Below are 15894 nucleotides of genomic sequence, written 5' to 3'. Positions count from 1 at the left end.
TGCCATGCCAGTCTCCCGTCACCGCCTCAATTATGTCTGGCGGACGGCCCTGTGGGCCTGCAACGCGGTCCTGCTGGTCGCGCTGGGCCTGACCGGCCTGCTTGTCTACCTCGAAGGACGTTGGGCCACGCCGGTCTTCCGGGACGCGCCTGAAGCGTTCCGGCACGGTACCATCGGAACGGAAGTGATGCCTCTGCCGGTCGCACTGGTGCTGCCGGATCTGTTTCCGCATCATTTCCAGCCCGGCGGCCAGGAGGCCGGGAGCTGGGTGGAGCAATTCGGATTTCTGGACGATCCGGAAAATCCGGACGGGCTTCCCGTCGGCTTTACCGCCACCAATTACCGTCCCCTGTCCGCCGCGCCCTCGCCGGTCCGTTTCGTCGCCCTGACCTGTGCCCTGTGCCACACGAGCGAATTGCGCACGTCCGATGGCGGGACGCCTGTCCGGGTTCTGGGGCCGGGAAGTGTCTCGATCAATCTCTTCGCCTGGCTGGACGCCTTCCAGGCTTCCCTGCTCGAACGACAACCTGTGCCGGCGGGCAGGGCGAAGACGGATGCGCCCTTCACGCTGACCGTCGAGGCGATAACCGCCGACTATGAGGACAGGACAGGCGACAGCCTTGGCCTGATGCAGCGGATCATGATCGGCATGTGGCTCGGCCAGATCCGCGACCGTCTGGAAGGCAATATTGCCCGCTTCGACGAACCTTACGGAAACGGGCGCTCGCGCGATGAAGACGTCACGCCGACGGGGCCGACCCGGACGCTGGCCTTCCGCACCCTGCTGCGCAACGTGATGCATTACCCGGCAAACGATCTGCCGATCCATTCCAAGATCGCCACCATCTACAATCAGGGCTGGCGTGAACGGGCACAGTTCGACGGATCTATTTCCGGTCGGGAAGCCCGCAGCTCCCTGGCGGCGGTCGCCGCCGGGGCAACGGATATCAATCTGGCCAATCCGGAGATCGTGCACAACATCCGCAAGGCGATCGAATACACGATCTCCCTTGCGCCGCCGCGCTTCGAGGAAGTCTTTCCCGATGCGGACCTGCCGGACCCGGAGGCGGTGCGCCGGGGGCAGGCGGTCTACCGGGAGCATTGTCTGGCCTGTCACGGGGACCGCTCCGGCCAGGGCTGGGAACCGGGCGCGCGGACCCATGAGGTGATTCCGGTGGCGGAAATCGGCACTGACCTGCAGCGGGTGATGTTCCGTCACTACGGTGAAATGCCCGATGCTCTGTACCGGTATTTTCCCCGGGAGCATCCTTTCGCGCTCGACCGGAGCGAGATTTTCCCGCAGCCGGAAGACGCCGGAAATCTCGACATCCGGGGCTATGTGGCCGGACCGATCGACGGGGCCTTCCTGCGGGCGCCCTACCTGCATAATGCCAGTGTCCTGACCCTGGCGGAGCTGATCAACCTGGAACCGCGGCGGGGGCAGTTCTATCGCGGCTGGAATCTCTATGACACCGATCGCGCCGGACTTGCCAGTCCGCCGCGCAGGGACGGCTTGCGTTATTTCCGCTTCGACACATCCGCGCCGGGCAACGCAAACACCGGTCATGACTATCCGTGGGCAATCGACGACCCGGAGCGCGATCCGGCCGCCCTTGCCGATCTGCTCGCCTATCTGAAAACCCTGTGAGGTCCGCCATGAAGCATGACAAACCCGAAGCGATCACGCTCGCGCAATTCACCGCCATGAGCGTGCCGACTGCGTTGCTGATCCTGTGGGCCATGCTGGCGCCCGAACTCGGTGGAGACCTGGAGCTCGGCCGGACGCGGCTGACGATCTGGGCAACGACCTTTCTGCTCGTTCCGGGGCTCGGCTTCTGGCTGTTCCGGACGCGAAGCCAGGCGGTGGCCAATCTCTCCTATCTCTTCTGGACCGGTGCCTGGGTGGTGTTCGCGCTGCATGCCTATTGGGCGATCTTCATCATTTTCAACGGCATCCCGGACACCTTCGTGCAACAGGGCCCGCTCATCGCGGGGGGGAATTTTCTCCTGCTGACGGTCTGGACGATCGATGTCCTGATGATCTGGCTGCTGCCGGCACGATTCCAGTCCTTCTGGGTCCAGCTGATCACGCGGCTGCTGGCATTCCTGATCTTCGCCGTGACCCTGGTCGTCCTGAGAGGCGGGACCATCCAGATCCTCGGGTTTGTCTTTGCCGGACTTCTGGCTGCCGGTGCGCTGGTCCGGGCGATTGTCCAGGTGCCGGACGCAAGGATGGAGGCCTGACATGGACAACAAGGGAAAGATCCCCCCCGGGCTTGCCGACCTGCTGACGCGGCCGCTGTTGGAGACGATCTGGCAGCGCAGAACCCACCGGGTGTCCAGGGGCGTTCGGGAAGTCGCCGCCGGGTCGATGACCTACCGGTCGCAGCAGGAGCCCAAACCCCTGTCGGAGCTGGAGGAGGCCCTGCTGATCGCCATGACCGGCGCGACCGGCCTGACCATGCCCGACCGGCCGTTCCAGGATCCCGATACGGGCCGTCTGGTCATGGCCAAGCCGAATCTGACCATGACGGGGCGGACGGCGGGAAGTCCCGACAATGCGCAGGGCACCTATTTCTTCCTGATCAACGACACGGGCACCTATTTCCTGCGTCACCTGCCGGCAAGCGAAGAGGCCTTCTCCGCCGAGGCGTTGATCCGGCGGGCGCAGGAGGCCAAGGTCCGGCTGCTGGACAGGCGCCTCGACGTGGAGACGGGCGGACGGAATTTCCCCGCCTATCTGGACTCCAACCGGCTTTTGTCCAATCTGCCGGGCACGACGATCCTGCTTCCGGTCGTCGATCTCTCGCACCAGTATATCAACGGGCTGATGTATCTGCTGACCCAGCCGGACGGGGCCCGTCCGGCATTGGTGGATGACCGGAATTTCTACATGTCCGCCGGGGTCAGGGACTGGGTCCGCAAGGGCTTCCTGAATGACGACATCAAGGTCCCCCTCGGCGTTGTCGGATCGTTGCGCACCCAGCTGGAGGCGCCGCTGCTGTTGCAGAATCTCTTTCTGGTCGCCGAGGCCATGGGGCTGGGCGCCTGGATCCACGCCACCATCAGTCCGCCGGTGCTGACGGGCGATCCCAAGTTCCGCGACCGCTACGGCCCGATGCTGGGGTTCGACCATGTGGTGCCCAAATGGCGGCTGATGGACATCCTGAGATGGCACGTGCCCTTGCCGCGCTTTGCCGATGTCCGTTCCCATCCGGTGGCCCTGCGGCATCAGGGGGAAGACCTGATCAAGGCCAAATGCCCGCCGAACTATGCCGACATGGGCGAGGCGGTGGATGCGGTTGTCGAACAGAAGTTCGGATCGGGGGGCGTTTACAGGGACGCGGACACCTTCCGCCGGATCTACAGGGACGACTACGGCGAACGCTATCTGAAAGAGGCGGCGCAATACAACGAGGATGTCATCAGTTGCGTCAGGGATATCTGCAGCTACATCCATGACACCCATGGCCGCTTCCCGGCCCATTGCGAAGCCATCCATGTGCCCGGCGTCTGGCTGCAGGTGCACCACGTCGAGCTGCCCTACTACGAGAAATTTTTCCGGAACGGGGTCACGGAGTGCCATCGCAACCACGATGCGCTCTGGGACGCGGAGACCGGCAACTGAGACCGGCGGACTGCGCCGGACGTGAAATCGGGAGGTGTCTACAATGGTTTTCGACAAGGATGCATTCGAACAGGTCCTGAACACATTGCAGCAGGCGACCTTCGGGATCGAGGCCGGCCAGCCGCTGCCATCGGCCAGGTTCGCGCTGCTGCTGAACCGGGGTGAGGAGGCTGCCCGATCCATGGAGGCGATCGCCCGGGCCTTCGAGGGACGGCTCGGGGTGACGGTCGAACAGCCCCTGCGGGCGGACGAGCCGGAACTGCTCCTTCTGACCCTGACTGGGCGGAGCTTTTTCGACAGCCCTCATCTGTGCTTCGAGGCCGCCTACCGGCTGATCGACGCGTTTGGGCTGGCCAACGCGGAGCCGGAAATCCTGACGGGCATTTTCACCGAGCCGGACCTGGGTGGTCCGTCGCGACTGGAAGAACTTGCCGTCGAGTTGCCCATGGGCTGCTGGGCGCCGCCCGAACCCAGGGTGGAGGCCGACAAGCAATGGGCGCTGCGGGCCATTCGGATCCGGGAAGCCTGGAACATGTCCCCGGCGGGCCGTGACCAGGGCGCGGGGATCGTCATCGCGCAACCCGACACCGGCCTGACCAGCCATACCGAATTGCGGGACATTCAGATCAAGGATCCCATTGACCTCATTCAGGGAGATGCCGATCCGGCGGATCCGCTGACCGCCTGGTTCGGCAACAACGGACATGGGACGGCCACGGCCAGTGTCGTGGTCAGCAAGGCGTCGGGGGATGTGCTCGGGTCTGCACCGAAAGCCGTCCTTATGCCGATCCGCGCCATCCGCAGCGTCGTGCGCACGTCGCAGCTCAGTATCGCCGAAGCCATCAACCATGCGGTGCGCAATGGCGCGCATGTGATCACCATGAGTCTCGGCGGGCTGCCGTCCTTCTTTCTGCGGGCGGCGGTTCGCAGGGCCGTGCGCAACAACATCATCGTTCTGGCCGCCTCGGGCAACTGCGTGCGGCAGGTGGTCTATCCGGCGCGATACGACGACTGCATGGCGGTTGCGGGAACGAATATAGACGATCAGCCCTGGCGCGGTGCCTGCCGGGGACCTTCGGTGGCCCTGAGCGCGCCGGCGGAAAATGTCTACAGGGCACGGGCGGAACGGGTCGATGAAGAGGTGCACTTCTCGACCGGGCAAGGCCAGGGAACCAGCTTCGCGGTGGCGCTGACCGCCGGCGTCGCGGCCTGCTGGCTTGCCCATCACGGACGGGACACGCTTGTCCGGAAAGCGGCTGCGCGGGGTGAGACGCTGCAGCAGAGTTTCACCCGGCTTGCCTGCGCGACCGCCCGGCAGGTGCCCGGGTGGAATTCCCGGACGTTTGGTGCCGGCATCGTCGACGCGGCCGCCCTTCTTGCCGCTGATTTCGATCTGGGTGCGGCGGGCCCGCAGCCCGAGATGGCGGTTGCGGCTCCAGGCGGAGACAGTGTCCGCACGCTGGTTGAGGAAGCTGCCGGCGGGCGAACGGTGGAAGAAATCGACTGGGAGGTCTTCGGACCGGAAATCGCGCTGAATATCTACACGAATGCGCTGGTAGGGAAGCAGTTGCGGACCGGCGAGCGGGGCGTGCTGGAGACGATTGCGGGCGCCCGTCCGGAGCCGCTGTCCGCCTCGCTGCTCGAACGGCTCAAATCACGGCCGGGGCTCAGGGACGCGCTTTGATTCTGTGGAGCGGGACGGTCTGCAGTGATCCGTCGATCTGGAGGTTGGGGAAATCAATTCCCGGACCATCGTGTCACCATTCGGCCCCCTCAGATTTGCTGAGCAGGTTCCCGCCGTTGGGGCGGGCGCGCCACGCGTTCCTTGAACCGCGGGTCAGGCCGCGTGCTGCAGGCCGGCAATGATGCCGCGCAGCTCCGCGAGGCCGCGCATGCGACCGATGAGCGGATAGCCGGGATGGGTTCCCTTCTGCGCGTCGCCCAGAAGTTCATGGCCATGGTCGGGCCTGAAGACGATGTCGCAGTCCGTCCGGTTTTCGCTCCTGCGGCGCTGCTCCTCGCGCATCAGTACCTCGACGAGCGCCGGCATGTCGGTATCTCCCTCGAGATGGGGGGCCTCCTCGAAGGAGCCGTCCGGCTCCCTTGCCACGTTGCGCAGATGGGCAAAATGAATTTTGCCGGCAAATTGTTTCGCGATGGCCGGAACGTCGTTTGCCGGGTTGGCGCCCAGGGATCCGGCACATAGCGTCAGCCCGTTGGACGGGCTGTCATGGGCGGACAGGATCCAGTCGATGTCGGCGGCATTGGAGACAATGCGCGGCAGCCCGAGCAGGTCGCGTGGCGGGTCGTCCGGATGAACGGCAAAGCTCAGTCCCAGTTCTTCGGCCGCCGGAACGACCTCGTCGAGGAAGCGCCTGAAGTTCGTGCGCAGGGCGTCTCGGTCGAGACCGGCATAGGGCGCCAGCGCCTGCCGCAGTCCCTGAACGTCGTAGCGGTCATAGGCTCCCGGAAGGCCGGACATGATGGCGGTGACGAGAATGTCGTGATCCTGCGGTGTCGTGCTGTCGTACCAGCGTTTCGCGGCGGCGATGTTCTCTGCCGTGTAATCGCGTTCCGCGCCGGGCCGCCCGATCATGAACAGCTCGAAGGCGGCCATCTTCTCGATCGAGAACCGCAGGCAGGAGCCGCCGCGTCTTGCCGGGGCGGTCAGATCGGTGCGGGTCCAGTCGAGGAGGGGCATGAAATTGTAGCAGATCACCCGGATGCCTTCGGCGGCGAGATTGGCCATGGACTGCCGGTAATTGGCGAAAAGCCGTGTCAGGTCGCCCTCTCCGCGCTTGATCGCCTCGTGGACGGGCAGGCTTTCCACGACCGTCCAGTCGAAACCGGCGTCGCGGATCTGCGCCTTGCGGGCGGCGACCGTCTCGCGCTGCCAGACCTCGCCATAGGGGATCTCGTGCAGGGCAGTGACAATGGAGCATGCCCCGGTCTGCGCGATTTCAGGCAGGGAAATGCGGTCCAGTGCGCCGTACCAGCGCCATCCCTCGATCATGTGAGTGCCTCAAGAGTTCGATGAACGCCGCCGGTGGCCAGGCGTTCATAAGCGGCTGTTACTTCCGGCCGTATGGCGTCTGCCAGGCCGGCATCGAAGATGTCACGCACGCCCAGAAGCGCGGCGACCCTGCCTTGTGCATCGGAGGCGCCGTCGGAAAGGGTCCTGAGCCGGTCGGCGAGCGGGTCGCGCACATCGATGGGCCGGCCGTCGAGATCCGTGCCGCCCACATAGATCATCCACGCCGCGATGGCGGTGAGGAGGCCCGGGCAGGCGCGGTCTTGCGCGAGGTTGTCGCGCAGGGTTCCCAGGATCCGCTGCGGCAGCTTCTGGCTGCCGTCCATGGCGATCTGCCAGGTGCGGTGGCGGATGCCGGGGTTGGCATAGCGGTTGAACAGGGCGTCGGCATAGGCTGCCATGTTGACGCCGGGCGGGGCGGTGAACGAAGGAATGATCTCGTCCGTCCACAGCCGTTTGACATAGGCGGCGAGCACCGGATCGGCGACCGTTTCGGCGATGGTCTCGTGTCCGGCGAGATATCCCAGATAGGCGAGGGGGGAATGGGTGCCGTTGAGCATCCGCAGCTTCATGTGCTCATGGGCGGTCACATTGTCGACCAGCTCGACACCGACGGCACCGAGATCCGGGCAGGCATCCTTGCCGTAGGCCGGGACGAAATCGTCCTCCACCACCCACTGCCGGAAGGGTTCATGCATGACCGGGGCGGCGTCGAGGTATCCGGTCCTTGCGGCCAGTGCCTCGACGTCTTCCGGCTTTGTCGCCGGCACGATCCGGTCGACCATGGTGGCGGGAAAGCGGCCCTCCGTTTCAAGCCAGTCGGCCAGGTCGGGATCGATCCTGCGGGCCAGCTCCAGGACGATGCCCTTTACCAGGCGGCCGTTGTCGGGAAGATTGTCGCAGGTCAGCACCGTGAAGGGTGGCAGGCCCGCTGCCTTGCGTCTCTGCAGGGCCCGGACCAGATATCCCGGCGCCGACTGCGGCAGGTCGCCGGTCAGGTCATGCCGGATGGCGGGATGCTCCATATTGAGCGTTCCGGACGCCGGGTCGTGGCAATAACCCTTTTCGGTGACCGTCAGCGTGACGATCCTGATGGCGGGATCGGCCATCGCGGCCAGAACGGCCTCCGGCGACTCAGGGGCGACCAGGACATCGCGAAGGATCTCGATCTGGCGGAGACGGGATCCGTCCGGCCCCAGTTCCTGCGCCGTATAGACGAAATCCTGCGGCGCCAGCAGGTCGCGGGTCGTCGGGCTCTGCAGGCTGACGCCGATGATGCCCCAGTCGCCGCCGGATTTTTCCGTCGCCTCTTCGATGTAAACGGCCCCGAAGGCGCGGAAAAACGCTCCCAGCCCCAGATGCACGATGCCCGCCTTCGGGGCGGGGCCCCTCTGCCGGCTAACGCGCAAGCCAGCCCCCATCGACACTCAGCACGGTTCCGTGAATGTATTTCGCCGCGGGAGAGGCGAGGAACACGGCGGCATCGCCGATGTCGCTGGCCTCTCCCCAGCGACCGGCGGGAATTCGTTCCAGGATCTGGCGGTTGCGCTCCGGATCATTGCGCAGGGCTTCCGTGTTGTTGGTGGAGATATAGCCGGGCGCAATGGCATTGACGTTGATGCCCTTGGCGGCCCATTCGTTGGCCAGCAGCTTGGTGATGCCGGCAACGCCGTGTTTGGAGGCAGTGTAGGAGGGCACCCGGATGCCGCCCTGGAAGGAGAGCAGCGAGGCGATGTTCACGATGGCCCCGGAGCGTCCCGCCGCAAGGGCGGCCCTGCCGAAGGCCTGGCAGGTGAAGAAGACGGCTTTCAGGTTCACATCGATCACGTCGTCCCAGTCGGCTTCCGTGAAGTCGACGGAATCGGCGCGCCGGATGATCCCGGCATTGTTGACGAGGATGTCGATCGCCTCGTTCTCGAACAGGGGCACGGCCGCCAACGGGTCGGCGAAGTCCACCGCCACGTGGCGTCCCTTTTCGATCTTCGACAGGGTTTCGTCGCAGTCGCGGCGGGCGGCGCACAGCACCTCCGCGCCGGCTGCACCCATGGCAATGGCGATCGCCTGGCCGATGCCGGTGTTGGCGCCGGTCACCAGGGCGCGCCGGCCTTCAAGAGAGAAGGAATTCACCGCAGATCTCCCATGGCAACCATGTCCATGTCGGTGAAGTCCACATTGTCACCGGCCATCGCCCAGCAGAAGGTGTAGGCACCGGTGCCCGCGCCGCAGTGGATGGACCAGGGCGGCGAAACGACCGCTTCCTCATTGGCCATGACGAGATGGCGGGTTTCCTCGGGCTTGCCCATGAAGTGGAAGACGCGCTGATCGGCGTCGAGCTCGAAATAGAGATAGGCTTCCATGCGCCGGTCGTGCACGTGGGCCGGCATGGTGTTCCAGACCGAACCGGGCGCGAACTGGGTGTAGCCCATCAGAAGCTGGCAGCTTTCGGCTACCTCCGGATGCAGGAACTGCAGGATGACGCGTTCGTTGGAGGTTTCTGCGGAGCCCAGTTCGACCCGGCGCGCGTCCCCCACCTTGATCAGTCTGGACGGGCAGGTCCGGTGCGCGGGAGCGGAGAGGATGTAGAAACGGCCGGGACCGGAAAAGGAGACCGGTCCGGAGCCCATGCCGATATAAAGCACATCGCCGCGGCCCACCTCGTAGCTCTGACCGCCGGCCTTGACGGTTCCCGTGTCGCCGATGTTGAGAATGCCGAGTTCGCGGCGCTCGAGCAGGGTCGCGGTACCAGCTTCCTTGACGTGGTCAAGCACCAGTTCGCCGGCCCCGGGAACGGCGCCACCGAGGATCAGGCGGTCGTAGTGGGTGTAGACCAGATTGATTTCACCCTCGACGAACAGGCCGGAGGCATGGAAGTGATCGCGCAGGCCCTGGGTGTCCAGCTTTCTGGCTGTCTCCGGGTCGATCGCGTATCGGGTCTCAACATTGATCATGGCAAAAGTCCTACGGTATTGGGCGGTTCTTAAAGAAAATCGTCGCGGCGGGGCGTGAAGGTGTCGATCAGCGTGCCCGGCTCGATGCACACGCAGCCATGCATGGCCCGGGAGGGAATGACGAAGCTGTCGCCGGGGCCGACCTCGAATTCCTGTCCGTCGATGCTGAAACGGAACCTGCCGCTCTCGACGTAGGTGGATTGCGCGTGCGGGTGGTTGTGCAGCTTGCCTTGCGCGCCGGTTTCCCGGAACCGGAAGGCAACAACCATCAGCTCGGGACTGTCGGACAGCACCTGGCGGCGAACGCCGGGATCGGCGGCGACTTCGGGGAAGGATTTTACGAACATGCTATTCAGCCTCGGTGGAACAGGGACGGCAGGCAGGGTGAGAATGCCGGAATGCAGGCAGGTGACAGGAAAAGGACGCCGTTGCCTGCCTTCGCGAGGCCCGGGGACGCGCAGGCCCGCACGGTCTTCCCGGCGCCGTCGATGAGGCCGGTCCGGATGGGCCATAGAGCGCAACGCAAGGCGCCCGGGCCGTATTGGCACGGGGCGCAGTCATCCTGCCGACGAAGATGCCGGAGGGCATGACGTGAACGTCCATGATATTCCTCCCAGAATTCGCTCCTCAGAGCCGGTAGGCCTGCTTCACAAGCCTGTAGGTGAGGTCCTGTGCGACCTCAAATGCCTCGTCCTCGTCCAGCCTCCCGGATGTGACGAGTGATGCGAGGTATGCACTGTCGACCCTGCGGGCCACATCGTGGCGGGCGGGGATCGAGCAAAACGCCCTTGTGTCGTCGTTGAAGCCGACGGTGTTGTAGAAACCGGCGGTTTCCGTGGTCATTTCGCGGAACCTGCGCATTCCTTCGGGACTGTCGTGGAACCACCAGGCGGGCCCCAGCTTCAGGACCGGATAGGCCCCGGCCAGCGGCGCCAGTTCCCGGGCATATGCGGTTTCGTCCAGGGTGAAGAGAATGACACTCAGGTTCCTTTCCAGGCCGACCGCGTCCAGAAGCGGCTTGAGCGCATCGACGTAATTGGTCCGGGTCGGGATATCGAAGCCCTTGTCGCGACCGAAGGACTGCATGATCGCCTTGGAATGGTTCCGGTGGCTGCCCGGATGGATCTGCAGGACAAGACCGTCCTCCAGGCTCATGCGCGCCATTTCGGTCAGCATGTGGCCGCGGAAGGCATCGGCTTCCTCGGCCGTGCAATCGCCCTTCATCGCTTTCTGGAACAGCGTGTCGGCCTGCGCAGCAGACAGGTTTTCCGTTCGCGCCGTCGGGTGACCGTGATCGGAGGAGGTGGCGCCGAAAGACCTGAAAAAGGCGCGCCGGGCCCGGTGCGCATTCAGATAGCCCTGCCAGGTCCCGGTGTTCTCACCGGTCAGCGCGCCGAATTTTTCGATGTTGTCGCGAAAGCCTTCAAACTCGGGATCGACCACGGCATCGGGCCGGTAGGCGGTCACGACGCGTCCGCTCCAGCCGCTGTCGCGGATCTGCCGGTGCCATTGCAGATCGTCCAGAGGCGATTCCGTCGTCGCGATGACTTCTATGTTGAAGCGCTCGAAAAGCGCGCGCGGCCGGAATTCCGGCCGTGTCAGGCAATCGGCGATGTGATCGTAGGATTCGTCGGCGGTTGCCGCGCTGATCCGCTTTGTCCAGCCGAAGACCTCCTGAAAGGAGTGATCCAGCCACATGCGCGACGGGGTCGCGCGGAAAAGGTGGTAGTTTTCGGCGAACGTCCGCCAGATCTTGCGGCTGTCGCTTTCCGTCCAGCCGCCGTCAACCCTCGGCACGCCGAGCGCGGAAAGATCGATGCCCTGGGAAAAGAGCATGCGGAAGACATAGTGGTCGGGAACAATGATCAGCTGTGCGGGGTCCGGAAAGGCCTCGTTTTCAGCATACCAGCGCGGGTCCGTATGGCCGTGCGGGCTGACGATCGGCAGGTCCTTTACCGAAGCGTACAGGCTCAGGGCCAGGGTGCGCGAGGCGGGATCGGCCGGAAGAAGGCGATGCGGATCAAGTCCGTTCCGTGAAGCTCCCGGTGCGTCTTCCCTCCCCAATGCCATCTTTCTCTCCCCCGGTGGACCTTACGGCAGGTCCGTGTTGCGACTGGTCAACTGATATGCTAGTTGAGTAGTTGAGTCAACGAAGAGAGAAACCAGATGACAGCATCAAGCGCCCTGAAGGCGCTGGAACCGATAAGGATCCCTTCGGTGGCCGATGCGGTCTTCGAGGAATTGCATCAGCAGATTCTTTCGCTGGAACTCGCGCCGGGCACCCGTGTGTCGGAAGTTGAGGTCGCCAGGGCATTCGGCGTTTCCCGTCAACCTGTGCGGGATGCCTTCTATCGTCTGTCGCAGCTCGGTTTCCTGATGATCCGGCCACAGCGCGCCACGGTGATCACCAAGATCTCGGAAACGGCGGTGCTGCGGGCGCGCTTCGTCCGCACGGCGCTGGAAATCGCCTGCCTGCGGGTCGCTGCGGAGGTCGCGACGAACGACGATATCAAGGATCTGGAAAAGCTCATCAAGGAGCAGCAGGCGGCGGTCTCGGCGAACGAGCGCCAGGTGTTTCACAGGCTGGACGACGATTTTCATCGCCGGATCTGCGAAATCTCCGGCCATGCCTATGTCTGGGCCCTGATCCGCGAGCAGAAGGCCCATATGGACCGGGTGCGCTTCCTCTCGCTCGCCTCGAGTGCGCAGACCGCCCTTGACGATCATGTCTTGCTCCTCGCCGCCATTCGCGACCGGGACGGCACGGGCGCCGCTGACCGGCTGACGATACATCTCGGCCGGATCGAGAACATTCTCGGCCGGATCCGCGCGGAAAACTCCGACCATTTCGAGGAGTGAGTGCCGATGCGGGCGATAGCGGTGAGTCCATGGCTCAGTTCTGCCAGGACTCCGCAGAGATTGAGCGGCACCGTCAGCCTCATGGTCCGCCGATCCGGCGATAGCCGAACACATGCTGCCGGTCGTCATTCTCTCGTCTTTCCGTCAGCACCACCAACACGGACAAGGAATACAGGTGTGACACCATGGAAAAGATCGCCTTCAAGATGATGCTGCATCCGGGCATGGAAGCGGAATACAGGAAACGCCACGAGGAGATCTGGCCGGAGCTGACGGGCCTTCTGAAGGAGGCCGGTATCAGCGATTATTCCATCCATCTGGACCGGGAGACCCATATCCTGTTCGCGGTGCTCTGGCGGCGGGACGGGCATGGAATGGACGACCTGCCCGCGCATCCGGTCATGCGCAGGTGGTGGGCCCATATGGCCGACCTCATGGTGACCCAGCCCGGCAACGAGCCGGTCACAGTGCCGCTCGAAACCGTGTTTCACCTGGACTGACGGGAGGTGACGGACCTGATAGCTGCCGGCAGATCCATGTCAGCAAGGCCACCGGGAAGGCTGCCCTTGCGGGCGGCAGCTCCGGACCGCGCGCCATGCCGCGGAGAGCCCTCTCCGGCCTTCCGTGGCCCGAGGGGATTTCTGACAGGCGGAGACCGGGGCGGCCGTCAAGACGTCTTGACCCTTCGCGGGATGTCGTTACACCCGTCTATCGGAATGCAACCGTTTGTCAGGCAACAGGATAGATCCATGTCCTCCAGACCTTCGGCCGGCCACGCCGGCAACCCGCACGACGAGACCGCCCTGACGGAGGACGGCCAGGACCTCATCCTGATCGAAGGTCTGCTCGTTCCCGCGGAGATCGGCGTTTTCGAGAGCGAAAAGGGGCGGACCCAGTCGGTCTGCTTCGATGTGGAGATCCGCACCGTGCCGGGCTACCGCAGGATCGTGCGCGAGACCGGTACCTTCGTATCCTATGCCGATACGGTGGAATTCATTCAGGACAAGGCGGCCTCGGGCGGGCATACGGAGCTGGTCGAGGACTGGGCCGAGGCCGTTGCCGCGTTCGTCCTGACCAATCCGCTCGCCGACCGGGTAACGGTCAAGGTGACCAAGCTGGACATATTCGACGAGGCGGCCGGCGTGGGCATCCGGATCTGTCGCAAGCGGTCCGTCTGAGCGCAAACCGTCAGCACCGGGACCGTGGGCCTTGCCGGACCGCTGCTCTTTCCTATCTTTTCGGGAACCTGCGCAAGACGCGCGGGGGCCCCTCTTCGCGAATGTGCCGATCGCCGCACCTGTCCCAGGAGTCCCGCCTTTCATGATATCCGCAGACCGCCTCCTTCCGCTGTGGCTCAAATACCGGGATGCGCTGGACGCGCCGATCCGGACGTTCGAGTTTCCGAAATTCGGGCGCCGTTTCGAGGACCGTACCTATCAGATGGGGGTCTTGAACCTGTCTGCGGACAGCAGTTATCGGGAGACCGTCTGCCATACCTTCGAGGCAGCCCTGTACCGGGGCCGCCGGATGACGCTCGAAGGGGCAGCGATGGTGGATATCGGCGCGGAGTCGACAGGCGAAGCCGCGGATCTCGTTGCGGCGGAAAGGCAGATCGACCGCATGCGCCCCGTTGTGCGGGCGCTTGCGGAGGAGGGGATCTTGGTCTCGGTCGAGACCTATTATCCGGAGGTCGGGATCGCGCTGCTGGAGGCGGGGGCCGGGGTGGTCAATCTGACGGGCCGGGTCGACGACCGGGCGTTTTTCGAGGCGGTGGCCTCGCATCAGGCCGGCGTGGTGATGTGTTATACGCCGGGCGAAAACGCCCGCTCGAAGGACACCCTGCCGCCGGTGACGGAGATCTTCGATCATCAGCTTGCCTTTTTCAGGGAGCGGATCGCCCTTGCGACCGACGCCGGAGTGGAGCGCCTGTGGGTCGATCCCGGTTTCGGGTTTGCCCTTCATCTGCCGGACGGGCCGGACAGGATCCGCTATCAGACCGACAGTATCCTGCAATCCTTCCGTCTGCGCGAATTGGGCTGGCCGGTGACGGTGCAACTGACCGGGGCCGTCTATCTGTTCCGCGACGAAGTCCGGGTCGCGCAGACCAGCGCGGCGACGCTGGCGGTGATGTCGAAGGCCAATCTGGTGCGCAGCCACGAGGTGCCGCGGGTCCAGCCGGTGCTGAACCTGCAGGACTATGCCTGACGTCACGGGGACGATGTGCCGGAGAAACGTGGCTTTCGTTCTTTTGACGGAAAGCCCTTGGGGAGAAAAGACATGACAGCTGCCCGGATTGCCCTGGTGACGGGAGCGGGAAAACGGGTCGGCAAGGCCATCGCCCGCGGTCTTGCGGAGGAGGGTCATGCGCTTGCCCTGCATTACAATTCCTCGGCGGGGGGCGCGCAGGATCTTCATGACGAGATTCTTGCCTCCGGTGGCAGGGCGGTGCTTCTGCAGAAGGATCTCAGCCGGCCGGAGACGGCCGGGGCGCTGATCCGGGAGGCGTCGGAGGCCCTGGGCGGCCCGGTTTCTGTGCTGGTCAATTCGGCCTCGGCGTTCGATACGGACAGTCTTGCCGACATGACCTGGGACACATGGCAGTTCCTCATGAACGTGAATGCCGCCGCCCCCGTCTTTCTGATGAAGGCCTTCGCCGATCAGGACCCGCTGCCGGAAGGCTGCGCCATCGTGAATCTGCTCGATACCCAGATGGCCTCGGCGTCGCCGGAGCGCTTCAGCTATTTCTGCGGCAAGTTCGCCCTGGAGGGGGCGACGCGGCTGGCTGCCTTCGAGCTGGGGCCGAAGGGTATCCGGGTGAATGCGGTCGCGCCGGGGCTGGTGCTTCCCAGCGGCCAGAGCCAGGAAAATTTCGACAGCCGACAGAAACTCACGCCGCTCGGGCCCGGCCTCGGCCCGGAAGATATCGTTGCCGCGGTGCGCTATCTGGTCGGTGCGAAACAGGTGACCGGGCATACGCTGGTCGTGGATGCAGGCCAGCGTCTGATGGGCTTCGGCAATTCTCCGATCGGATAAACGCAGGGTCCTGCTCGGGTTTGCGAATGGTTAATATCCACTGCTGCAGGCAGGACGCTTTTTTTCTCAAGAAAATTCATTTCAGGAGTTGACGGTGTGGAGTGTGCTGCGTATAACGCGGCTCATCGACGGCGGCAACGTCGCTGGCGAGAGGGTTTTTCGTCCTAAATTCCTGAAAATCGGACATCGTGTTCCGGGCTGCAAGGTTCGGAGGTGGCTGGTTTTCGCCGGGGTTGGGGCGTTTCCCGAGAGAGATTTTTGTTTCTCTGTTCATTGACAATTTGATTTTGAAGGAAGGGAAGCGTAGGCGGCGTTGGCCTTGCGGGAAGCTTGGCTTTGAGCACTTGTGTTCGGAGTTTGGTTTTTAAGTAAGGGTTACGCAGGTACGCTGATCT

The 15894-nt window shown here is 64.2% G+C and carries 15 protein-coding genes; 9 read left to right on the top strand and 6 right to left on the bottom strand.

Going from position 1 to position 15894, the window contains the following annotated elements; all coding sequences use genetic code 11:
• Positions 1 to 4 precede the first annotated feature (4 nt).
• From DCO57_RS18785 to DCO57_RS18770, 4 genes are read left to right on the top strand one after another with little or no spacing between them, the layout of a single operon-like run.
• Positions 5 to 1648 carry a cytochrome c gene (locus DCO57_RS18785; RefSeq protein ID WP_116700456.1) on the top strand — a complete coding sequence of 548 codons (1644 nt, stop codon included), beginning with the start codon at positions 5 to 7 and terminating at the stop codon, positions 1646 to 1648.
• Between the two features lie 8 nt (positions 1649 to 1656).
• Positions 1657 to 2244, top strand: a complete 588-nt coding sequence (locus DCO57_RS18780) for a hypothetical protein (protein ID WP_133192709.1) — start codon at positions 1657 to 1659, stop codon at positions 2242 to 2244.
• Between the two features lies 1 nt (position 2245).
• On the top strand, positions 2246 to 3628 hold the full coding sequence (locus DCO57_RS18775) for a hypothetical protein (RefSeq protein WP_116700454.1): 1383 nt from the start codon (positions 2246 to 2248) through the stop codon (positions 3626 to 3628).
• Positions 3629 to 3671: 43 nt separating this feature from the next.
• A complete protein-coding gene (locus DCO57_RS18770; protein ID WP_116700453.1) occupies positions 3672 to 5312 on the top strand; it encodes a S8 family serine peptidase in 1641 nt (546 codons plus the stop codon).
• 153 nt (positions 5313 to 5465) lie between these two features.
• On the opposite strand, the gene uxuA is transcribed toward DCO57_RS18770, so the two are convergent.
• From uxuA to uxaC, 6 genes are all read right to left on the bottom strand, one after another.
• A complete protein-coding gene (uxuA, locus tag DCO57_RS18765) occupies positions 5466 to 6641 on the bottom strand; it encodes a mannonate dehydratase (RefSeq protein ID WP_116700452.1) in 1176 nt (391 codons plus the stop codon).
• The gene (locus DCO57_RS18760) at positions 6638 to 8068 is read right to left on the bottom strand and encodes a mannitol dehydrogenase family protein (RefSeq protein ID WP_244287974.1); all 1431 of its coding nucleotides are present in this window, start codon (positions 8066 to 8068) and stop codon (positions 6638 to 6640) included. Before DCO57_RS18760 ends, uxuA begins: the two co-directional genes overlap by 4 nt.
• A complete protein-coding gene (gene kduD / locus DCO57_RS18755; protein ID WP_116700450.1) occupies positions 8058 to 8786 on the bottom strand; it encodes a 2-dehydro-3-deoxy-D-gluconate 5-dehydrogenase KduD in 729 nt (242 codons plus the stop codon). The genes DCO57_RS18760 and kduD overlap by 11 nt, the downstream gene beginning before the upstream one ends.
• Positions 8783 to 9607, bottom strand: coding sequence for a 5-dehydro-4-deoxy-D-glucuronate isomerase (kduI, locus tag DCO57_RS18750; RefSeq protein ID WP_116700449.1), 825 nt, complete (start codon positions 9605 to 9607; stop codon positions 8783 to 8785). Before kduI ends, kduD begins: the two co-directional genes overlap by 4 nt.
• Positions 9608 to 9636: 29 nt before the next feature.
• The gene (locus DCO57_RS18745; RefSeq protein ID WP_116700448.1) at positions 9637 to 9954 is read right to left on the bottom strand and encodes a cupin domain-containing protein; all 318 of its coding nucleotides are present in this window, start codon (positions 9952 to 9954) and stop codon (positions 9637 to 9639) included.
• A gap of 280 nt (positions 9955 to 10234) precedes the next feature.
• Complete coding sequence (gene uxaC, locus DCO57_RS18740) at positions 10235 to 11677, bottom strand: glucuronate isomerase (protein WP_116700447.1); 1443 nt, start codon at positions 11675 to 11677, stop codon at positions 10235 to 10237.
• Positions 11678 to 11773: 96 nt separating this feature from the next.
• Between uxaC and DCO57_RS18735 the strand changes: the two genes are divergently transcribed.
• The 5 genes from DCO57_RS18735 (at position 11774) to DCO57_RS18715 (ending at position 15499) form a co-directional block, all read left to right on the top strand.
• Positions 11774 to 12466, top strand: a complete 693-nt coding sequence (locus DCO57_RS18735; protein WP_116700446.1) for a GntR family transcriptional regulator — start codon at positions 11774 to 11776, stop codon at positions 12464 to 12466.
• Between the two features lie 185 nt (positions 12467 to 12651).
• On the top strand, positions 12652 to 12966 hold the full coding sequence (rhaM, locus tag DCO57_RS18730) for an L-rhamnose mutarotase (RefSeq protein WP_116700445.1): 315 nt from the start codon (positions 12652 to 12654) through the stop codon (positions 12964 to 12966).
• Positions 12967 to 13215: 249 nt separating this feature from the next.
• The gene (locus tag DCO57_RS18725) at positions 13216 to 13644 is read left to right on the top strand and encodes a dihydroneopterin aldolase (RefSeq protein ID WP_116700444.1); all 429 of its coding nucleotides are present in this window, start codon (positions 13216 to 13218) and stop codon (positions 13642 to 13644) included.
• 142 nt (positions 13645 to 13786) lie between these two features.
• The gene (locus DCO57_RS18720) at positions 13787 to 14671 is read left to right on the top strand and encodes a dihydropteroate synthase (RefSeq protein WP_116700443.1); all 885 of its coding nucleotides are present in this window, start codon (positions 13787 to 13789) and stop codon (positions 14669 to 14671) included.
• Positions 14672 to 14743: 72 nt separating this feature from the next.
• Positions 14744 to 15499 (top strand): SDR family oxidoreductase, encoded by a 756-nt coding sequence (locus DCO57_RS18715; protein WP_116700442.1) that lies wholly within the window; start codon positions 14744 to 14746, stop codon positions 15497 to 15499.
• Positions 15500 to 15894: the final 395 nt, after the last annotated feature.

The organism is Labrenzia sp. 011, from assembly GCF_003075075.1.
Taxonomy (GTDB): domain Bacteria; phylum Pseudomonadota; class Alphaproteobacteria; order Rhizobiales; family Stappiaceae; genus Roseibium.
Note: the sequence above shows the minus strand (reverse complement) of the source record. Positions and strands in the feature narration are given on the sequence as shown.